The sequence below is a fragment of the Streptomyces iconiensis genome, from assembly GCF_028657195.3.
Taxonomy (GTDB): domain Bacteria; phylum Actinomycetota; class Actinomycetes; order Streptomycetales; family Streptomycetaceae; genus Streptomyces; species Streptomyces iconiensis.
In genome coordinates, this window is the sequence record NZ_JANCPR020000031.1 from 1 (window position 1) to 20571 (window position 20571).

The window sequence follows — 20571 nt, forward strand, 5'->3', positions numbered from 1 at the left end:
TACTCACGACGCACGCCGAGGTGGGGACAGGTCTTGAGCACTGACCTGAGACAGCGATATTGGCTACTTCAGAGAGCCAACCTCCTTATCGTGTCTACTTGCAATGTGCGACCTCGTGTCGCACGCCTGTGCCGATCTCCAGCACCCGGTTTCCGCGCTCGACGTTCAGCGCTCCGAGCATCGAGAACACCATCTTGGGCATGGAGTTGGACGAGGTCGGGGCCCGGCCCCTGGCACTGCCCGAGTGCTCGCCGTCGTCCCATTGCGTCGTGAGAGGAACGTCGCTGTAGACCTTCGCCCACCACCGCGCCGGGTCCGTGTTCCGGTCGATCGCCTCGCCCTGCCGGTTGCCGCCCGCGCTTCCCGGCCACAGCCGATCGGGCACGAACGCGTCACGGGGTACGGCCTTGTACGCCGGCAACCAGTCCGAGGAGAGCGCGCCCTTCTCCAGCAGCACGGAGGCCAGCTCTCCCGGACCGCCCCCCGTTGCGTCCTGTGCGTCCACCTCAGTCACTCGCCGTCCGCAGGGCCCTGGCCGTCCGAAGTGTTGCCTCCCTCGTCGGACCCGCCGCCTCCGTGCTTGTTGCCGCTGTCGCTGTCGTCCTGCGGGTTGCCTCCATCGGCCCGCGTGACCCACGGTCGTGCTCGCATGCTGTGCCTCCTCATGCCGTGTCTCCTCATGCTGTGTCTGCATGTTGCTGGTGCCGCTCAGGCCCGCCCCGACCGGGCGCGGTCGGTGTCCATCACGTGCAGGAAACCGCCCGCCTTTTCGACCTCGCGCGCGACCTCTTCGTACTCCTGGGGAACGGAGGAGATCATCGACCGCCACGGGGTGAGCACCGCGTCGGCCTTCCTCTGCTCGATCAACTCGACCGCGCGCGGGAGCCCTTCCCTGCCCTCCGGCGGTAGCAGGCCGACACGGTCCTCGATCGTGGCGACGATGTCCCAGCAGAAAGCCTCCGCGTAGTCGGTGCAGTCGCGGCGCGGCTTGCTGATGTCGGAGTTCGGCGCCGCGCACAGGTAGATCACCACACGGAACCGCTCGACCCGCTTCGTGGCGGCCGGTAGCCCTCCCTCACCCGGTACGTGGCCGGCGGCGTGGTCGGCGAGCGCCTGCCGCCGCCTGCGGCCACTCTCGGTGTGACGGGCCGCGACGGGCCCCTGCCTCTGTCCGCTCTCGGTGCTGACCATGCGCCAATCGTGACGCGTCGATCACACACGGTGAAGAGACGAGTCATAGGAGCGTGTGAGGTGATGCCCCATCAACTCCTATGGCCCGTAAGCCTCATGCGACCAGCGGAATCCCGATCAGTTCGCTGATGCTGCGCACACGCGACGTGGACACCTTCGCGATCCGCTGCCCGATAACACCCGGCAACGCCTGGTGCTTCACCCACTCCGGGGCGTCGAGGCCCACCTCGATCAGCGTGTCACCGGCCTTGTCGTACAGCCCTGCCGCGCACTGCGCGAGGGCGACGTCGAGCTTGTACCGGTTACGGGCGAGCTTGGGCATGGCCCGGGGCAGTTCGGTGCGCGAGGCCAGTTGCAGCGCCTTCCCGTGGTCTCCGAGCGCCACGGCGATTCCTACAGCTTCGGTGTTCGCCGCAGTAGGGCCGAAATGCGTGCCGTACAGCGCCTCGTCCTCGCCGAGCCGAGCAGCCGCCGCATGGGCTTGCGACAAGTAGTCGTCTGCGGAGACGGAATCGCCCCGCCGCGAGGCGGCTACGGCCGCCGAGATCATCAGCCGTCCGTACCCGAACAGTTGGGGACGGGCGGCTCGGCTGAACGACGGTTCGATCCGCGAGGCCGCCTGCACAGCAACAGCAATCGCCCGGGGAACTCTCGCGCTGCGCAGGTAGATCCAGGACAGGGTCGAGTCCAAAAGCGCACACAGCACCTCGTCTCCAGAGCGCTCCGCCAGATGACGCGCGGAGGTGAGCGCGCTCAGGGCGAGATCGCGCTGTCCGAGAAGAAGCGCGGCCGAGGAAGCGAACTGGTAAGTACTGGCGAGGACCGAGCCCAGGCGCTCACGTTCGTACCCCGTGGAACGCGCGTACCGGGCCTGGCCTTCAAGTAGCACTTTGGCCGCGAGTTCACTCAGCTCCCCGTATGAACCCCGCCAATAGGCGGCACACAAATGGTCGTGAGCCCCCGACAATTCACTGAGCGTGCTCGGGTCCTCAACACCTTCCCACCCGCCGAGCGCGCTGTCGTGCACGGCGTCGGAAAGCCGCCGGACAGCGGCCCGCGTGTCCCTGCTCATGCCCCGGCGCGGCGCCTGCTGCCCCAGCATCACGCTCACGTCCGTGCGGAGCGCGGCGGCCAGCTTGAGCAGGGAGCCGACGGACAGTTCGCCCCTGTCCTGCTCGGCTTTCTGGATCAGGGCGTACGAGACGCCCGCCGCCTCGGCCAGACCCTGCTGTGTCAGGTCGGAGCCCCGTAGCGCCTTGATGCGCTTACCTGTCGTCAGATCAGCCCAATTGCTCACGTGTGCACCTCAGCGGGTTTCGGGCGTGGTGGCTTCGCTTCGATGGTACGGGCGGGCGGGTGACCGCCCACGGCGAACAACGCGGCTGCTCGCAATTGCCGTAGCCTGCCCCGCCATTGCCGTAACCTGCCCCGTTTCACGGAGCGTTCCCGCTGTGCCCGGGTCAACACCGGCCGCGCGCGACGGTGCACGGGCGCGGCGGAGACACGCGGGCCCGGGGCGCGTTCACGCGTCCTTCGGGACCTGGCCGAGTGCGAAGCGTGCGGGGTGCATGGTTCTGTCCGTCGGCAGGACCTCGGCCACCTCGCCCGCGATCTCCAGGAGGCGCGGGGCGAGTTCGCTGATACGGGTGGCGGGGAGGCGGACCGTGGGCACCTGGACCACGACGGCTGCCTGGGCCCTGCCGTGCCGGTCCAGGACGGGGGCGCCGATGCTGGAGACGCCCTCGACGTTCTCCTCGTTGTCGACGCTGTAGCCCCGCTCGCGGGTACGGGCCAGCTCCTCGGCCAGTTCGCCGGGGGTGGCAAGGGTGTTGGCCGTGACCTGGGGCAGGTGGGCGGGCAGGCGCGCGACATACGCGTCCGCGTCCTCGGCGACGCTCATGAGTGCCTTGCCCGAGGCCGTGGAGTAGAGCGGGAAGCGCGCTCCGGGGTGCTGTTCGAAGCGGAGCGGCATGGTGGACTGCACGCGCATGACCACGACGGACTCGTCGCCGTCGCGGACGACGAGGTTGACGGATTCGTTGGTCTCCGCGTTGAGCTGCTTGAGCAGCGGCATGGCCCGGTCGGCACCGAGGGCGCGTTCAGCGGCCTGCCCCAGCAGGATGGCGGTGCTGCCGAGGTAGTAGCCCTCCGTCGCCGGGTTGCGGGTGAGCAGGCCCTCGGCCGCGAGCGCTCCCACGACACGGTGCGCGGTGCCTGGGGTGAGGCCGAGCCTGCTGACGATCTCGGTGACCTGGACGTCGCCCTCGGCCTCGACGCACAGCCGCAGCACGGCGACCGCCCTGCCGATCGCCTGGGTGCCCGCCGGGCTGTCGGGGGCCTTGGCGGCCCGCTCGTGAGGGGTACCAGCAGCCACCGGGTCCGCTCCTTTCGCCTCTGATCCGTGTGCAGCCTACCGGGCGGGCTCGTGCGTACGTTCCAGCACGTCACACCGCTCCTGCTGGCCGGAATGGCCTGCCCAACACCTCCCGTATCACGGCGGGTTGTCCGGCTGTTTCTGGCTGCGGGCGGCGTGAACGAGGCGTTGCACGCCCATTGACGGCGGATGTCGGCCGTCCCTAGCGTGACGGCACTCCACATTGTGGATGGTGTTCCACAATTACTCACCCCGCTTCCCTGGAGGCTCTGTGCCCCGCTTCGACCACCCCACCGAGACCGTCTTCACCTGGGCAGCCCCGTCGCTGAAGTTCGGCCTCGGCGCCCTCGCCGAGATCGGCGAGGACCTGCACGAACTCGGCGTCACCAACGCGCTGATCATCACCGACCCCGGCGTTGCCGCCAGTGACGTGCCCGACCGGATCGCCCACGCGGTCAAGGCCGCCGGGCTCGATGTGCAGATCTACGACGGTGTCGCCGTCGAGCCGACCGACGCGAGCATCGAGGAAGCCGTCGCCTTCGCGCGCTCGGGTCCGTGGGACGGCTATGTCGCGGTGGGCGGCGGCTCCGCGATGGACACCGCCAAGGCCGTCAACCTCCTGACCAGCCACGACGGTTCGCTCATGGACTTCATCGCACCCCCCATAGGCGGCGGCCGGGCGCCCGACCAGCCGCTCAAGCCGCTGATCGCCGTGCCGACGACGGCGGGCACGGGCTCTGAGGCGACCACGATCTGCGTCGTCGACCTGCTCGACCTGCACCTCAAGGCGGGCATCAGCCATCCCAGGCTGCGGCCCGTACTCGCCGTCGTCGACCCGCTCACCACGCTCTCCGTACCGCCGGAGGTCACGGCGGCCAGCGGCATGGACGTGCTCACGCACGCGGCCGAGAGCTACACCGCGCTCTCCTTCGACGCGCGGCCCGCCTTCCCCAACGCCAAGGCGCGCGCGGCCTTCTGCGGCGCCAACCCGATCAGCGACGTGTGGTGCGAGAAGGCGATGGAACTGGTCGGCACCCATCTGCGCAAGGCGGTGATGAACGGCGGTGACCTGTCGGCCCGTTACGGCATGGCCTACGCGTCCGCCATCACCGGCATGGGCTTCGGCAACGCCGGTACGCACATCCCGCACGCCAACGCGTACCCCATAGCGGGAGCCGTCGAGAACTACCAGGCGGCGGGCTACCCCGAGATGCCGATGGTGCCGCACGGACAGGCCGTGGCCTCCACCGCCATGGCGGCGTTCCGCTTCACCTACCCGGCCGACCCGGGGCGCCATCTGCGCGCGGCCGAGCTGATCGGAGGGCGCCCCGTCGACCCGGACGAGGGTGCCGAGGCGCTGCCGCGCGTGCTGCGCGAGCTGATGCACGACATCGGGATGCCCAACGGCATCAGCGCGTTCGGCTACGGCGAGGACCACCTCGACACGCTCGTCTCGGGCGCGCTCAAGCAGTCACGCCAACTGTCCGTCGTCCCGCGCCCGTTGACGGCCGAGGCCGCGGGTCGGATCTTCCGCGAGTCGCTGCGCAACTGGTGAACGGTCCCCAGGCACCCCGCCCCTGAACCGGGAGGCATCCGCATGCCCACACCCGCACCACCACCCTCCGCCGCTCCACCCGCTCCCCCGTCCTCCTCGCCCCGCAAGGTCGCGCTGGCCGGCGCCATCGGCACGACCATCGAGTGGTACGACTTCTTCCTCTACGGGACAGCCGCCAGCATCGTCTTCGACCGGCTCTTCTTCCCCGAGTTCGACAGCCTGGTCGGCACTCTCATCGCCTTCTCGGCCTTCGCCATCGGCTTCGTGGCCCGCCCGCTCGGCGGCGTGATCTTCGGACACTTCGGTGACCGGGTGGGCCGCAAGGCGGCGCTGATCACCACGATGTTCATCATGGGCGCCGGCACCACCCTCATCGGCGTCCTGCCCACCTACGACAGCATCGGCGTCTGGGCGCCCCTGCTCCTGGTCTTCCTGCGCATCGTGCAGGGCATCGGCATCGGCGGCGAGTGGGGCGGCGCCGTCCTGATGTCCGTCGAGCACGCACCCGAGGGCCGCAAGGGCTACTACGGAAGCTGGCCGCAGATCGGCGTGCCCGCAGGACTCATGCTGGGCACCGGCGTGTTCGCGGTGCTCTCCAGCACCCTGACCAGCGAACAGTTCCTCGCCTGGGGCTGGCGCATCGCCTTCCTGCTGAGCGCCGTCCTCGTCCTGATCGGGCTGTGGATACGCCTCCAGGTCTTCGAGACGCCCGCGTTCCAGAACGTCAAGGACGAGGGCACCGAGGCCCGCGTCCCGATCGTGGAACTGCTGCGCACCTCCAAGCTGAACCTGCTGCTGGGCATGGGCACCCGCATGGCCGAGGGCATCGCCTTCAACACCTGGGGCGTCTTCGCCATCGCCTACGCCACCACGCAGCTCGACGTGCCCAGGACCCATGTGCTGCTCGGCGTGATGATCGCCGCAGCGGTCTGTGTGCCCGTGATTCCGCTGTGGGGCCATCTGTCGGACAAGTTCGGCAGGTTGCGGACCTTCGGCCTGGGCGCCGCGCTCTTCGGCCTGTCGGCCTTCCCCGCCTTCGCGCTCTTCAACACCGGCTCGGCGCTGGTCATCGGAGGCACCCTCGTGGTGACCCTGGGCCTGTTCTACGGGGCGATGTACGGACCACAGGCCGCCCTGTACGCCGAGCTGTTCCCGCCCAACATCCGCTACAGCGGCGTCTCCTGCGTCTACCAGATCTCCGGGATCTTCGCGAGCGGCCTCACGCCGCTCATCCTGACCGCGCTGCTCCAGTACGGCGGCGGCAGCCCCTGGCTCCTGACGGTCTACGTCGTGTTCATGTCCGCCGTCAGCCTGGCCTCGGTGATCCTCATCGCCGTACTGCGCCGCAGGAACGTCATCACCTCACCGGCCCACTCCCCCGCCGCCGTACCGGCCGCCGCAGCGGTCGCAGCGGCGGAGCCGAGGTGAGGCCCGTGGCCCCCGGCGCCGAACCCACCGGACCCACCGGACCCACCACCGGCATCGCGGCTGCCCTCCGGCGGGCAGGGCTGCGCGACGTGGACGACTCCGAACTGGCCCGCTCCCTCTACGCCTCCGACGCCTCCCTCTACCGTGTCCCTCCCCTCGCCGTCGCCTTCCCCCGGCACACCGACGAGATCGCCGCCGTACGGGAGGTGTGCGCCGCGCACCATGTCCCGCTGACCGCGCGCGGCGCCGGCACCTCGATCGCGGGGAACGCCGTAGGGCCCGGCGTCGTCATCGACGCCAGCAGGCATCTGCACCGGGTACTGGAGGTCGACCCCGAGGCCAGAACGGCGCTGGTCGAACCCGGCGTCGTCCAGGCGAACCTGCAGCGCGCCGCGGCACCGCACGGACTGCGCTTCGGGCCCGACCCCTCCACCCACAACCGCGCCACCCTCGGCGGCATGATCGGCAACAACGCCTGCGGCACCAGGGCCCTGGGCTACGGGCGCACCAGCGACAACGTACTCGGACTCGACGTGCTCACCGGCACGGGCGAGCGGCTGCGCCTGGGCGCCGTACCCGGCACCCAGGACAGCTCGCCGCTGCTGGAGCGGCTGCGCGGCGCTGTCGGCGAGGAACTGGCCACTCTGCGCACCGAGTTGGGCCGCTTCCCGCGCCAGGTCTCCGGCTACTCCCTGGAACACCTGCTGCCCGAGCGGGGCTTCGACCTCGCCCGCGCCCTCACCGGCAGCGAGGGCACCCTCGCCCTGACGCTGGGCGCGCGCGTACGGCTGGTGCGCGACGCGCCCGCGCGGGTGCTCGTCGTGCTCGGCTACCCCTCGATGGCCGAGGCGGCCGACGCCGTACCCGCCGTGCTGCGGCACGCGCCGGTCGCGTGCGAGGGGCTCGACGCCCGCATCGTCGAGGCCGTCACCACGCGCCGCGGCGCCTCCGCCGTGCCCCGTCTCCCGCGCGGGCGCGGCTGGCTGCTGGTCGAACTGGCGGGAGAGGACGCGGCCTCGCTCCTCGGCGAGGCGGCCGGGCTGACGGCCGACGCCGGCGCACTGGAGGCCCGTACGGTCACCGACACCGCGCACGCCGCCGCGCTGTGGAAGATCCGCGAGGACGGTGCGGGCCTCTCGGCCCGCACCCCGGCGGGCGACCCGGCGCACTCCGGGTGGGAGGACGCGGCCGTTCCGCCCGAGCGGCTGGGCGCGTATCTGCGGGAGTTCGAGAAGCTGCTCTCGGCACACCGGCTGACGGGGCTCCCCTACGGCCACTTCGGCGACGGCTGCCTGCACATCCGCATCGACTTCCCGCTCGGCACACCCCAAGGAGCTGGCGCACTGCGGGAGTTCCTCTTCGCCGCGGGCGAGCTGGTCGCGCGGCACGGCGGTTCGATGTCGGGCGAACACGGGGACGGCAGGGCACGCGGTGAGCTGCTGCCGCTGATGTACTCCCCCAAGGCCATCGCGCTGTTCGAACGGGTCAAGGGCATCCTCGACCCCGACGACCTGCTCAACCCCGGCGTCATCGTGCGCCCCGACCCCCTCGACTCCTCCCTGCGCGCCGCGTCGGCGTCCCCGTCCGGCGCCGCGCCTCGCACGCAGCTCGCGCTGGCCTACGCACACGACCGTGGCGATCTGTCCATGGCCGTGCACCGGTGCACCGGCGTCGGCAAGTGCCGCGCCGATACGGGCAGCGGGGGCGTGATGTGCCCCAGCTTCCTGGCCACGCGCGAGGAGAAGGACTCCACTCGGGGCCGGGCACGTGTGCTCCAGGACGTGGTGTCGGGTCACCTGGGTCCGGACGGCTGGAGATCGGAGGCACTGCACGACGCACTCGACCTGTGCCTGTCCTGCAAGGGCTGCTCCTCGGACTGCCCAACAGGCGTGGACATGGCCGCGTACAAGGCCGAGGCACTGCACCAGCGCTACCGCCACCGCCCGCGCCCACGCTCCCACTACGCGCTGGGCCTCCTCCCGCGCTGGACCCGCCTGGCCGCACGGCTGCCGGGCGGGACGCGGCTGGCGAACGCGGTGCTGCGCTCGCGGCTGCTGCACCCGTTGATCACCTGGGCCGCGGGGGTCGACCGGCGCCGCTCGCTGCCCGCTTTCGCGCCCGCGCCCTTCCGCCGCTGGTTCGCCGGGAGGGCGGCGCCGGAACGTGCGGGCGCAGCGCCGCACGGGCGGGTCGTCCTGTTCGTCGACACCTTCACCGATGCCTTCGCGCCCGCCACGGGGCAGGCGGCCGTTGCGGTACTGGAGGACGCGGGATACGAGGTCGTCGTCACGGAGCGGCCCGTGTGCTGCGGGCTGACATGGATCTCCACCGGCCAGCTCGACGGTGCGCGACGGCAGGTACGCGCGACGGTGGGCGCCCTGCTGCCGTACGTACGCGAAGGCGCCCTCGTCGTGGGGCTCGAACCGTCCTGCACCGGAGTGCTGCGCTCCGACGCGGCCGAACTCCTGGGCGGGGAGGGCGGGGAGCCCGCCGACGCGGAGGCGGCTGCCGAGGTCGCCGCCGCCACCCGGACGCTGGCCGAGCTGCTCGGCGCGACCCCCGGCTGGAGCCCGCCGGACCTCACGGGCACCAGCGCGGTGGCCCAGCCCCACTGCCACCACCACGCGGTGATGGGCTGGGACGCGGACGCCGCGCTCCTGCGCGAGGCGGGCGCCGAGGTCGAACGGCTCGGCGGATGCTGCGGGTTGGCGGGGAACTTCGGCGTCGAGCGCGGCCACCACGACGTGTCCGTCGCCGTGGCGTCCCAGCAGCTCCTGCCCGCCGTACGGAAGGCGGCGCCCGGAACCGTCGTCCTGGCCGACGGGTTCAGCTGCCGTACCCAGCTCCAGGCGCTCACCGACCACGAGGGCGACCATCTGGCCGAAGTACTGGCACGGCACCTGCGGCCCGGCTGACGCGCGCCAGCCGCAGCCCGTCCGGACCGAGGCGCGTGAGGCGAACCGCGCGGTCCTGCGCGTTCCCGGGCGGACGGCCGCTCCCGGCGAACGGCCGCTCCAGGGCGAACGGCCCGGGAGCGGCTGGCGTCCAGTACCCAGCCAGCACCGCCCAGGACCTGCGGGCGTCAGGCGCGCAGGCCGAGGCCCTCCATGACGTACGCGTCCGGGAGGGCCTCCAGCGCCTTGCCGGGCACGATCAGCTTGCCCCTGCGCGAGCCGCTTCCCACGAGCACCCACGGGAGGTCCACCACGGCGGAGTCCACCAACAGCGGCCAGCCCGCGGGCAGTCCGAAGGGGGTGATGCCGCCGAACTCCATGCCGGTCTCCTCCACGGCCGTCGCATGCGGCGCGAAGGAGACCTTGCGTGCGCCCAGCTGCCGCCGCACAGCCCCGTTGACATCGGCGCGCGTCGTGGCGGGCACCAGGCAGGCGGCGAGGCCGCGCTCGCTGCCCGTACCGCCGGCGACGGCACGCTTGGCCGCCACGACGACGAGGTTCGCCGAGGCGTCCGTGAGGTCGGCGCCGTAGGTCTCGATGAAGACCGCGGTGTCGGCCTTGTCCGGGTCGGTGTCGACAAAGAGCAACTGGTCGGCGGGCACGGGCCCCCGCCACTCCCGTACGGCCTTCGCGACGGGCTCGCAGAGCAGTTGGAGCGCCTCGGTCGCGGGGACAGCGTGATCGAAAGTACCGATGGGTGCGCGCATGGCACGCACCCTAATCCCCCGCCGGGCGCCGCTGTCAGCGTGGTTCGGGTACCGAGACGGCCATCGTCATCTCCACGGGAACGGTGCCGTCGTTGCGGTAGGCGTGCGGAACGTGGGACTCGAAGCAGGCCGAGGTACCGGCCTCGACGGCGTAGTCGGCGCCGTCGACGGTGAGGACGAGCGTGCCCGCCGAGACATGCACGAGTTCGGTCGTGCCCGCGGGGTGCGGATCGGAGACGCTGGCGTCGCCCGGCACCAGCTTCCACGACCACAGCTCCAGCGGACCCGGTGCCTCCGTGCCGGCGAGCAGGGTGCTGTGGCTGCCGGCCTCGGTGGACCACAGCCGCACTGCCTGCTCGGGCGGGACCAGCCTGACCTGCGGGTCATGGTCGAAGTCGAGCAGCGAGGTGATGCTGATGCCCAGCGCGTCGGCCACCTTGACGACGGTCCCGACGCTCGGGTTGGTGCGCGCCTGTTCGATCTGGATGAGCATGCCTCTGCTGACGCCCGCGCGTGCGGCCAGCGCGTCGAGGGTGAAGCCCCGCTCGGCCCGGCAGCGCTTGAGGTTGCGGGCGAGGGACTGCGTGAGGTGGTCGAGGTCCGTCACGGTGTTCCGTACCGTCCAAAATAATTGATAACAAGGTCCACTTTGCTGAACTACGGTGTGCTGCACTCGAACGTTCACCACACTGTACTGCGAGGAGTCCCTTCCATGACCGCTGTCTTCGCCCTGGCCACCAGCCTGCTGTACGGGCTGGCCGATTTCGGCGGCGGGGTGCTCAGCAAACGCATGCGCGAGCTGACAGTGGTCCTCGTCTCCCAGGGCATCGCGACCGCCGTGCTGGCCGCCGTCGTGGTGGCGACCGGCGCCTGGTCCGAGGCGGACCCCCGGCTGCTGTGGTGCGCGGCAGCCGCCGGCGCCATCGGCCCGCTGGCGATGCTCTGCTTCTACCGCGCCCTGGCCGTGGGTCCCATGGGCGTGGTCTCCCCCATCGCGACGCTGGGCGGCGTCGTCGTCCTGGTCGGGGTCGGCGTCGTGCTGCACGGTGAACGCCTCGGCGTACTCCAGGCCCTGGGCACGCTCGTCGCCGTCGCCGGTGTGGTGCTCGCGGGCGGCGTGGGAGGCGGCGGCGCGCCCGTACGGCAGCGCACGATCCTGCTCACCCTCATAGCCGCCTTCGGCTTCGGCGCCACGATGAGCCTGGTCGCCGAGGCGTCGACGACGCTGACAGGGCTTTTCCTCACCCTGTTCATCCAGCGCGTCGTGAACGTCGTCGTGGGCGGCGGCGCGCTCTGGGCCTCCGTGCGCCGCGGCACACCGGCGCTCCCCGTGGGCCCGGAGGGCGGCATGAAGGCGATCCGCGTCGCGCTGCCCGCCCTCGCCTTCGTCGGCCTGGCCGATGTCGCGGCCAACGGCACCTACGCGATCGCCGCGCAGAACGGCCCGGTCACCGTCGCCGCCGTCCTCGCCTCGCTCTACCCCGTCGTCACGGCGCTCGCCGCACGCGGCATCCTCCACGAGCGGCTGCGCGCGCTCCAGACGGCGGGCGCGGGACTGGCCGTGGTCGGATCGGTCCTTCTCGCCTCGGGCTGAGCCGGGCACGCCGCCGACCGGAACCGGATGAACGCCCGGCCGTCATCGGGACCAGCGGCTCACATCTGCCGCAGCACGTACAGCAGCAGCGCGAACCCCTGGATGGCGACGGCGAGTGCGAGCAGGATGCGCAGGGTCCGGTTGCTCACGGCGCCTCCAGTGCGCTCAGCGGTCGGCTGCTGACCCCAGTGTGCCGGGCCGCAGCCGCGTACCGCTCGGACCGCCGTCACCGCCGGACTCCGCGTGCGGAAGCGGCAGTTCGGCCAGCGCGAGCAGTTCCTCGGGAGTGACGCCCTCGGGGACGGGCACGGGTGCGGGGGTGCGCAGCGGCGGCTGCCAGCCCTCTTCCGGGTCCAGTCGCCGTACGACCTTGGCCGGCGCCCCGGCGACCACCGAGTGATCGGGCACCTCGCCCCGTACGACGGCGCCCGCCGCGACCACCACGTTCCGCCCGAGCCGCGCGCCGGGCAGCACCACCGCACCGGCTCCGAGCCAGCTGCCCGCGCCTATGTCCACGGGCGCCGTGCGCGGCCACTGCTTGCCGACGGGCCGCGTGGGGTCGTCGTAGGAGTGGTTGGTCGAGGTGATGTAGACGTACGGACCGCAGAAGACCTCGTCGCCTATGCGTACGCGGGTGTCCGCGATGATGTGGCTGCCGCGCCCGAGCACGACCCCGTTGCCCAGCCGCAGCGCCGTGTCCGGGCCCAGGTCGAGGTCGGGCATCATGCCCGCGGTGAGCGTGACGTCCTGCCCGACGATGCAGTGGTCACCGATCTCGATCCACGGGGCGCCGAAGATGGTGCCCTGCGGAAAGGCCAGCCTGGTGCCCGTGCCGATACGGCGGAAGGCATACGGCCCGGGGTGCCGTGCCGTGACGGCACCCGCGCGCTGCACCCGCCGCCACATACCGTGCACGGCGCGCGAGGCGAGGGACGAGAACATGTTCCTGATCGAGGGCACGCGGTCACGCTACTAGGGTCTTCCGCCCGGGTCAGGCCCGGATCAGGGAGCGGTTGGCGATGCCGTGACGTCGCACCAGGCGGAGGAGGGAGTCCGACGGGCCCCGAACGTGAACTTCGACCTGAGCGCAGTCGGGCGCGCAGGACTGCCGCACCGTCCCCCTCAAGGTCCTCGCAGGCCGCTGCGCGGCCAGCCATCCCCATCACCAGCGAGAGGGCCGGCCCCCGGAGCAGATCCGTCGGCGGGGGTTGCGGCCTTCACGAGGGGTCGGGCCGCATGATGACCGCGCCGCGGTGCTGCTTGGCGAGGTCGACGTAGACGGCGGCGTTGAGCTGCACGCCCGCACGCTCTTCGTCGGTCAGCTCCCGCTTGACCCTGCCGGGCACCCCGGCGACCAGGGAGCCGGGCGGTACGCGCATGCCCTGCGGGACGAGGGTCTGTGCGGCGATGAGCGAACCGGTGCCGATGGAAGCCCCGTTGAGGACGGTCGCGCCCATCCCGATGAGCACGTCGTCCTCGACGACGCAGCCGTGCAGCACCGCGTTGTGCCCGACGGAGACACCGGTCCCGACGGTGACGGGAAAGCCCGCGTCGGTGTGCACGGTGCAGTTGTCCTGGATGTTGCTTCCGGCGCCGAGGACGATCGGGTCGCCGTCGCCGCGCAGCACGGCGCCGTACCAGACGCTGGCGCCCGCCTCCAGTTTCACCTGGCCGACGAGCACGGAGGCGGGAGCGGCGAACGCCTCGGCGTGCACCTGGGGTTGGTGGCCGCCCACGGCCGCGAGCAGTGCGCTGTGCGTCATTCCGGGTCCTCCGCCTTCTCGCCTGTCGTCCCGCCGTGCGTGCCGCCGCGCCGTCGCCCCGTTCAGCCGTGCGCCGTCAGTCGGCCGCCGGTGCCGGGGCCGCCGCTGCGGCATCCGTCTGCGCCTTCGCCGCACGGCGCTTGAGCAGCAGCATCGAGCCGAGACCGATCACCAGCGCGGCCACCAGGCCGAGCCAGGAGAAGCGCTTCAGCCACGGCTCGGCGACGATGCCGACGTAGTAGATGAGGGCCGTGGTGCCGCCGGCCCAGAGGACGCCGCCGAGCACGTTGGCCGTCAGGAACTTCCAGTACGGCATTTTCAGCACACCGGCCAGCGGTCCCGCGAAGATCCGCAGGAGCGCGACGAAACGGCCGAAGAAGACCGCCCACATTCCCCAGCGGTGGAAGGACCGTTCGGCGACGGCCACGGACCCGGGGCCGAAGTGCTTGGGGAACTTCCCGCCGAGCCACACCAGTAGTGGCTTGCCGCCTCTGCGTCCGATCGCGTAGCCGATGGAGTCGCCGACGATGGCTCCCGCCGTCGCGCACACGCCCAGCACGACGGGGTCGATGTGCCCCTGCTGCGAGGCGAGCAGTGCCGAGCTGACGAGAACGATCTCCCCCGGCAGCGGAATCCCGAGGCTCTCCAGCCCGATGACCAGGGCCACCAGCAGATAGACGCTTACTGCCGGAATGTTCTCCAGCCACTCCTGGATGTGCAAACGACTACCTCTCGAACCTCTCCCCGACGGTCCGTGCAGCCTACTCGATCACGCGTACGCCCTGGGTCTGCCCGGTTCAGCCCTGGGGGCGCAGGGTCCACACGATGCTCATCTCGCCCGAGACGGAGCCGTCCTCGCGGGTGAGAGTGATGTGCACGGGGAACTCGGGGCGCTCGCCCCTGTCCAGCTCCGCCACGATCTCGGCCACGGAGCGGCCGAGTTCGGCCGTGGCGGTGACGCGGCCCTTGGCGAGCTTCTTGTAGGTGATCTCGGAGCTGACCGTGAGCGGGACGGCACGCGAGAGCTGGTCGCCGAAGGCGGTGAGCACGATCGCGCCGCTGGCGGACTCGCCGAGCGTGAACATCGCACCCGCGTGCGGGCCGCCCACGTGATTGTGGAAGGCGTCCTGGTCGGGCAGCGAGACGACGGCCCGCTCGGAGGTGGTCTCGGTGAACTCAAGGTTGAGGGTGCGGACCATGGGGACGGTGGCCGCCATCATCCCGCCGATGTCCGGCTGCGACTGTGCTGACATGCCCGCACGTTACCACCGAGTAATACGACAGGACCCCGGGCCTCACGCACACGGATTCGCCCCTCGCTCATGTAGCGGGTGCATACCGATCAGTGGGCAGGCGTAGTCGGCGCACCATGCGCACCATAGGGTTGTCAGCCATGTGGCCAGGACAACAGCAGCCCGGGGGCGAGCAGAACCCTCAGCAGCCGAACCCGTACCAGCAGCCGGGTTACCAGCAGCCGAACCCGTACCAGCAGCCAGGTCACGGGCAGCAGCCCGGCTATGGGCAGCAGCCTGGTTACGGCCAACAGCCAGGAGGGGAGCAGCACCCTTACCCCCAGCAACAACCGCCGCCCATGCCGGGACAGCAGGCGCAGCCGGGCCAGCCGGGTCAGCCCGGTGTGCCGGGCCAGCCGCCGGTGCCGGGGCAGCACGGGATACCCGGGCAGTCGGGGCAGTGGGGACCGGCCAGCGTGCCGGGCGGCCCGCACCCGCCGAAGGGCGGTGGCGGCGGCGACAAGAAGAAGACCGTCACCATCGCGATCGTCGCCGCCGTGGCCGTCGTCGCCGCCACCGTCGCGGGGTTCGTCGTGTTCACGGGGGACGACGGCAAGAACGAGGAGGCGGGCGGCGACACGTCCTCCTCCCCCAGCGTCGCGCCCAAGGAGAACAAGACGCCCTCCGAGGGAGCGGAACCGGGCGGCGGCGCCTCCAAGGACCCGTCCAAGCCGGTGGTCCCCGGCTGGCAGTCCGTCGTCAACCCCAAGTGGTACTCCGCCTTCGACGTGCCGAAGACGAAGGACTGGGACGTCGGAAAGCCCGGCGTCATCACGGGGTTCGAGGACGACAAGGGCAAGGTGCTTGTCGCCATGTCGGCGCCCGCGTACTACAAGGACGAATGGTGCAAGGACAGCAGCCGCGCCGCCGTCGGCACCAAGGGCGCGAAGGGCTCCAAGGACACCAAGGAAGCGGCCAAGATCGCGGCGGCGAACTTCGCCATCGCGGGCTACGACCAGAAGCAGAAGGGCACCCTCAAGGAGTCCGGGGCCAAGCCCTTCGCCAACAAGCACGGCATCAAGGGACACATCGCGGCGGCGACCATCACCGGTGCGCCCAAGGAGGACAAGTGCTCCCCGGGCGCCGGCAAGGTGACGTCGGTTTCGTGGATCAACACCAACGGTGACCTGGCGATCTGGGTCCTCTACACCGACGCGGGCGTCAAGGACGAGGTTCCCGACGCGACCATCAAGAAGATGACCGCGAGCCTGCGCAACTACGAGGCACCCGCGGGCGGCGACGAGCCCCGCGGCTGACCGCGGGGAGCGCGGGTGCCCACACGGGCCCCGGAGGGACGGCGCCGTCAGCCGATGCTGAAGGCGCCGTCCGGCGGTTCGGGCGAGGGCGCCGCGTCGCCGTCCCGCACGGGAACGGCGCCCCGGGTGAAACGCTCCAGGGCGGGGCCGTGTTCGACGCGGCCGGGGAAGGCGTCCCCCGCACAGCGGCGTGCCACCTCGGCCAGCGGCTGCTCGCCCTGCGAGGCGACCATCAGGATGTTGCCGAATCGCCGCCCCCGCAGCACACCGGGTTCGGCGACCAGCGAGAGGTACGTGAAGACCTCGCCGAACGTGGCCAGTTGCGAGGCGAGGAAGCGGAAGGGTGTGGCGTCGGCGAGGTTGGCCACGTAGAGACCGCCGGGGCGCAGCACGCGGGCGGCCTCCCGCGCGTACGGCAGGGTCGTCAGATGCGGGGGCACCTGCGAGCCCCCGTACACGTCGGACAGCAGCACGTCCATCGAGGCGGACTGCGCGCTCTCCAGCGCCGCGCGCCCGTCGGCCGCCTCCACCACGACGCCGGCGCCGGGCGGCAGCGGCAGGTGCTCGGCGACGAGCGCGTTCAGCTCGGCGTCCGGGTCGGCGACCAGCTGCCGGGACCCCGGCCGGGTCACCGCGACGTAGCGCGGCAGCGTGAGCGCTCCGCCGCCGAGGTGGAGCACGTCGAGGGGTGCGCCGGGAGGCGCCATGACGTCGAGGATGTGCCCGACGCGGCGCGCGTACTCGAACTCCAGATGTGTGGGCTCGTCGAGGTCCACATAGGACTGCGGGGCGCCGTCGACGGTGAGCAGCCACGCCCGGTCCCTGTCGATGTCCGGCATCAGCTTGGCGGTGCCGCCCGCGACGGCACGTGTGACGGGTATCGGCTCGTGGCCGGGATCTTCTTCTGCTTCCACCGTCCCATTGTGCGGGCCCGCCGGCGTTCCGTTCCCCTCACTCCCCGCCTCCCCCTCTTCCCGCTCCGCTTCCCCGCCCCTGTCGCTCACCTGGTGCCTGTCGCTCCCTGGCCCCCGTCCCCGCCGCGCTCCTCCTCCCCCTCCGCCCGTTCCTCTCCTTCGCCGGGCCCGCAGCGTGTGACCGTGCCCAGTGCGACGGTTCCTCCGCCCTCCCTTACGGCGAAGCGGAGGCCCTCTTCCAACGGGACGGCCGCGTCCAGCAGGACACGCGCCGAGACGGTGGTGCCGGGAAAGACGGCGCGCTCGGGCGAGAACGTCGTCACGCCGCCCACCTCCGCCGTACGGAAGTGGAATCTGGCCCGGTATCCGCTGCGTGCCGGTGCGGCGCGTCCGCCCTGCGCCGCGGTGAGCAGCCGCAGCTCGGCGGTGAGGCCGCGCCCGGCGGCGAGACCGTGCGGCGCGGCGAGGACGCCCCCGCGCGGGTTCCCGTGCACGGCGCCGAGGCGCAGTGCGACGCCGTCACCCGCGCGGGCCCCTGGCACGGGGCGCCCCGAGATCTCGATGCCCGCCACATGGCTGTCGGCGCCGCCGCGTGGGGCGTGCAGGATCACGCGGTCGCCCAGCCGCACCGTGCCCCGCTCGACGGTGCCGACCAGCTCGGTCTCCGGCCCCGCCAGGGTGCGCGCGCTCTCCACGGGGAGCAGGAACGGCGCCCTCACGTCCCGTTCGGGCAGGGGCACATAGGTGTCGACGGCGTCGAGCAGCGCCTCGATCGCGCCGGTCCAGCGCGGGTCGCCCGCCAGGGCCCGGGTACCGGAGACGCGCACCATGGGCAGGGTGTCGCCCGCGTATCCGTGTGCCGTCAGCAGCGCGCGTACGTCCAGTTCGACCAGTTCGGTCAGCTCGTCCCCGCACTCCTCGGCCATGCTGAGCGCGACGACGAGGTGTTCGACGCCCATCTGCCGGGCGAGGAGGACGTGTTCGGCGGTCTGCGCCCGTACGCCGTCGAGCGCGGACACGACGAGAACGGCCCCGTCGAGCTGTGCGGCCCCGGCGATGACGGCTCCCGCACGCTCGGCACGGCCGGGGAGGTCCAGGTGTGTGTAGCGCCGGGTGTCGGTCTCGTAGGTGTGCCGGACCCCCACGCCGTCCGGCGGGCTGGGCGGCGCGGCAGGCACGCCGGGCACGGCGGCAGGCGTGCGGGGCGGTGGCGCGAACGGCGTTGCGGGCGGCATCGCGGACGGTGACGCCGTCTGCGCCGCGCACGGTGGTGCCTGTGGCGGTACGCCCAGCGGACAGCCGGGGACCCTGGCCAGCACGTGCCCGATGGCGGAGGTGAGCGTGGTCTTGCCGTGGCCGGCGTGACCCAGGGTGCCGATGGTGAGGTGCGGCTTGACGCGGACATGGGCGTACTCGGACATGGATTCTCCTCGGACCTGGTTGCGTGGAAGCAGGACCCCGCCTGGCGGCCGACCCTCCCCCCGCGGGGTCCTCGGTTCTGTCCGGGAAGGGTCAACCAGGCGTTGCCGTGATGCCGCACGGCCCGCGCCCCGCGCGGGCATGCCGGGTCCGAAAGGCGGCAGCCTCCAGTGCGACCGCGTCGGCGGCCGGAGCTGGGATCAGAAGCTGCCGGAACATTCCACGATCCTCCCTGGCCAACTGCCACGCGTCGAACGGTTTTCGGGTGCTACGGGAGGGTGGACGGCGAGCGAACACCTCGGTGGATCCGCCCGTTCCGGGGCGTTCCGTACGTCACCGGCACGGCGGAGGGGCCGGTTCGTCGGTTACGCTCCCCACGTGCCCGTCCCCGCAACGCAGTCAGACGGACTCCCCGGCCGTCTCGCCCAGACGCTGCTCTCCCCCTGGTCCCGGTTCGCCCTGCTGCTCGCCCTGCTGTGCGCGGCGGCGACGACGATGCTGCTGTACGAGCCGCAGCGGTTCCTCGCGGACGGCTGGCCGCCCCAGATCACCGGCAGCGGCGCTGTGGCGCTCTTCGGCGCCGCCTATGGCCTGTGCACGGCGGCCTTCGTGCCGAGACCCGTACTGAACCTCGCGGCCGGCGCGCTCTTCGGCGCCCAGGCGGGCACGTTCTCCGCCACGGCGGGGACCGTGATCGGCGCGGGGATCGCCTTCGGTCTCGGCCGTCTGCTGGGCCAGGACGCGCTGCGGCCCCTGTTGCGCGCGCGGTGGCTGGCCGCCGCCGACCGGCAGATGAGCCGCCGTGGCTTCCGCGCGATGCTGATCATCCGGCTGCTGCCCGGGGTGCCGTTCGCGGCCTCGAACTACGGCGCCGCCGTCTCGCGCATGCGCTGGTCCGCCTTTCTGAGCGCCACGGCCGTCGGCTCCCTGCCGAACACCGCGGCCTACGTGCTCGCGGGCAGCACGGCGGCGACGCCCACCTCGCCCGTGTTCCTGGCCTCGTTCGGCTTCATCGCGCTGTCCGCCCTCGCGGGCGCCGTGGTCGCCTGGCGCAAGCGCGCCCACCTGCGCGGCACTCCGGCACCCGGCGCGAGCACCACCCCGGACCCCGCGTCCGATCCCGTATCGGGTTCCGCTCCGGGCCCCGCGTCCTGCCCCTCCTCCGCTCTCTCACCCGTTCCCTCCTCCGACGACGACCCCAGGGACGAGCGAAGCGACACATGTCTTGGTTTGAATCCTTTGTCCTCGGACTCGTCCAGGGCCTGACGGAGTTCCTTCCGATCTCCTCCAGTGCCCATCTGCGGCTCACCGCGGCCTTCGCCGGGTGGGAGGACCCCGGGGCTGCGTTCACGGCGGTCACCCAGATCGGGACGGAGGCCGCCGTCCTGATCTACTTCCGCAAGGACATCGGCCGCATCCTGTCGGCGTGGTCGCGCTCCCTCTTCAGCAAGGAGGCACGCGGCAACCACGACGCGAAGACCGGCTGGCTGGTCATCGTCGGCTCGATCCCCATCGGGGTGCTCGGGCTGACGTTCAAGGACCAGATCGAGGGCCCGTTCCGCGATCTGCGGCTGATCGCCACGACGCTGATCGCGCTCGGCATCATCCTCGGCATCGCCGACCGCCTCGCCTCCCGGGACGCCAAGGGTGGCCGTCACCGTGTGCGCAGGGAGCGCAAGACCCTCGAACAGCTCACCGTGAAGGACGGCCTGCTCTACGGCTGCGCCCAGGCCCTCGCCCTGATCCCCGGCGTCTCCCGGTCGGGCGCCACCATCAGCGGCGGCCTCTTCATGGGCTACGAGCGCGAGGCGGCTGCCCGCTACTCCTTCCTCCTGGCCATCCCCGCCGTACTGGCCTCGGGCCTCTTCGAGCTGAAGGACATCGGCGAGGGCCATGTCGCCTGGGGCCCCACGGTGTTCGCGACGGTGCTGGCCTTCGTGGTCGCGTACGCCGTCATCGCGTGGTTCATGCGGTGGATCTCCACCCGCAGCTTCATGCCGTTCGTCATCTACCGCGTCCTGCTGGGCATCCTGCTCTTCGTCCTCATCGCCACCGGCGTCCTCAGCCCGCACGCGGGCGAATCGGTCGGCCCGGTCGGCTGAGCCACCACCCACCCGAGGTCCC

General features: G+C 71.7%; 20 protein-coding genes. 7 read left to right on the forward strand and 13 right to left on the reverse strand.

What is annotated here, in order from left to right:
* Positions 1–94: 94 nt before the first annotated feature.
* From NMN56_RS27370 to NMN56_RS27390, 5 genes are all read right to left on the reverse strand, one after another.
* On the reverse strand, positions 95–514 hold the full coding sequence (locus NMN56_RS27370; protein WP_347178671.1) for a methyltransferase domain-containing protein: 420 nt from the start codon (positions 512–514) through the stop codon (positions 95–97).
* Positions 511–651 (reverse strand): hypothetical protein, encoded by a 141-nt coding sequence (locus tag NMN56_RS27375; protein ID WP_274046300.1) that lies wholly within the window; start codon positions 649–651, stop codon positions 511–513. The genes NMN56_RS27370 and NMN56_RS27375 overlap by 4 nt, the downstream gene beginning before the upstream one ends.
* A 57-nt stretch (positions 652–708) precedes the next feature.
* On the reverse strand, positions 709–1191 hold the full coding sequence (locus tag NMN56_RS27380; RefSeq protein WP_274046301.1) for a recombinase family protein: 483 nt from the start codon (positions 1189–1191) through the stop codon (positions 709–711).
* A 94-nt stretch (positions 1192–1285) separates the two neighbouring features.
* Complete coding sequence (locus NMN56_RS27385; RefSeq protein WP_274046302.1) at positions 1286–2488, reverse strand: helix-turn-helix domain-containing protein; 1203 nt, start codon at positions 2486–2488, stop codon at positions 1286–1288.
* A 225-nt stretch (positions 2489–2713) separates the two neighbouring features.
* Entirely contained in the window at positions 2714–3565 is an 852-nt protein-coding gene (locus tag NMN56_RS27390; RefSeq protein ID WP_274046303.1) for an IclR family transcriptional regulator, read from the reverse strand.
* Positions 3566–3836: 271 nt separating this feature from the next.
* Between NMN56_RS27390 and NMN56_RS27395 the strand changes: the two genes are divergently transcribed.
* Genes NMN56_RS27395 through NMN56_RS27405 form a run of 3 tightly spaced genes read left to right on the forward strand, consistent with a single transcriptional unit; the run spans position 3837 to position 9463 of the window.
* On the forward strand, positions 3837–5120 hold the full coding sequence (locus tag NMN56_RS27395; RefSeq protein ID WP_274046304.1) for a hydroxyacid-oxoacid transhydrogenase: 1284 nt from the start codon (positions 3837–3839) through the stop codon (positions 5118–5120).
* 42 nt (positions 5121–5162) lie between these two features.
* Complete coding sequence (locus NMN56_RS27400) at positions 5163–6548, forward strand: MFS transporter (RefSeq protein ID WP_274046305.1); 1386 nt, start codon at positions 5163–5165, stop codon at positions 6546–6548.
* Positions 6549–6553: 5 nt separating this feature from the next.
* Positions 6554–9463 (forward strand): FAD-binding and (Fe-S)-binding domain-containing protein, encoded by a 2910-nt coding sequence (locus tag NMN56_RS27405; protein ID WP_280842900.1) that lies wholly within the window; start codon positions 6554–6556, stop codon positions 9461–9463.
* 167 nt (positions 9464–9630) lie between these two features.
* On the opposite strand, the gene NMN56_RS27410 is transcribed toward NMN56_RS27405, so the two are convergent.
* Both NMN56_RS27410 and NMN56_RS27415 read right to left on the reverse strand, forming a co-directional pair.
* A complete protein-coding gene (locus NMN56_RS27410; RefSeq protein ID WP_274046307.1) occupies positions 9631–10209 on the reverse strand; it encodes a YbaK/EbsC family protein in 579 nt (192 codons plus the stop codon).
* A 34-nt stretch (positions 10210–10243) separates the two neighbouring features.
* Positions 10244–10816, reverse strand: coding sequence for a helix-turn-helix domain-containing protein (locus NMN56_RS27415; protein WP_274046393.1), 573 nt, complete (start codon positions 10814–10816; stop codon positions 10244–10246).
* 105 nt (positions 10817–10921) lie between these two features.
* Here NMN56_RS27415 and NMN56_RS27420 point away from each other — a divergent pair, with 105 nt between their 5' ends.
* Complete coding sequence (locus NMN56_RS27420; RefSeq protein WP_274046308.1) at positions 10922–11803, forward strand: EamA family transporter; 882 nt, start codon at positions 10922–10924, stop codon at positions 11801–11803.
* 165 nt (positions 11804–11968) lie between these two features.
* Here the strand turns inward: NMN56_RS27420 and NMN56_RS27425 are convergent, their stop codons facing one another.
* From NMN56_RS27425 to NMN56_RS27440, 4 genes are all read right to left on the reverse strand, one after another.
* Positions 11969–12745 (reverse strand): acyltransferase, encoded by a 777-nt coding sequence (locus NMN56_RS27425; RefSeq protein WP_274046394.1) that lies wholly within the window; start codon positions 12743–12745, stop codon positions 11969–11971.
* Between the two features lie 275 nt (positions 12746–13020).
* Positions 13021–13566, reverse strand: a complete 546-nt coding sequence (locus tag NMN56_RS27430) for a gamma carbonic anhydrase family protein (RefSeq protein ID WP_274046309.1) — start codon at positions 13564–13566, stop codon at positions 13021–13023.
* A 76-nt stretch (positions 13567–13642) separates the two neighbouring features.
* A complete protein-coding gene (locus NMN56_RS27435; protein WP_274046310.1) occupies positions 13643–14287 on the reverse strand; it encodes a DedA family protein in 645 nt (214 codons plus the stop codon).
* 76 nt (positions 14288–14363) lie between these two features.
* On the reverse strand, positions 14364–14819 hold the full coding sequence (locus NMN56_RS27440) for a DUF4442 domain-containing protein (RefSeq protein WP_274046311.1): 456 nt from the start codon (positions 14817–14819) through the stop codon (positions 14364–14366).
* Between the two features lie 140 nt (positions 14820–14959).
* On the opposite strand from NMN56_RS27440, the gene NMN56_RS27445 reads away from it, so the two are divergent.
* Positions 14960–16114 (forward strand): DUF8017 domain-containing protein, encoded by a 1155-nt coding sequence (locus NMN56_RS27445; RefSeq protein ID WP_274046395.1) that lies wholly within the window; start codon positions 14960–14962, stop codon positions 16112–16114.
* A 47-nt stretch (positions 16115–16161) separates the two neighbouring features.
* On the opposite strand, the gene NMN56_RS27450 is transcribed toward NMN56_RS27445, so the two are convergent.
* Together NMN56_RS27450 and NMN56_RS27455 are read right to left on the reverse strand one after the other, a co-directional pair.
* Positions 16162–16953 carry a spermidine synthase gene (locus tag NMN56_RS27450; protein WP_274046396.1) on the reverse strand — a complete coding sequence of 264 codons (792 nt, stop codon included), beginning with the start codon at positions 16951–16953 and terminating at the stop codon, positions 16162–16164.
* A 161-nt stretch (positions 16954–17114) separates the two neighbouring features.
* Positions 17115–18449, reverse strand: coding sequence for a GTP-binding protein (locus tag NMN56_RS27455; RefSeq protein ID WP_274046312.1), 1335 nt, complete (start codon positions 18447–18449; stop codon positions 17115–17117).
* 376 nt (positions 18450–18825) lie between these two features.
* Between NMN56_RS27455 and NMN56_RS27460 the strand changes: the two genes are divergently transcribed.
* Positions 18826–19713, forward strand: coding sequence for a TVP38/TMEM64 family protein (locus NMN56_RS27460; protein WP_274046313.1), 888 nt, complete (start codon positions 18826–18828; stop codon positions 19711–19713).
* The gene (locus NMN56_RS27465; RefSeq protein ID WP_274046314.1) at positions 19668–20549 is read left to right on the forward strand and encodes an undecaprenyl-diphosphate phosphatase; all 882 of its coding nucleotides are present in this window, start codon (positions 19668–19670) and stop codon (positions 20547–20549) included. The genes NMN56_RS27460 and NMN56_RS27465 overlap by 46 nt, the downstream gene beginning before the upstream one ends.
* The last annotated feature ends 22 nt before the right edge of the window (positions 20550–20571 follow it).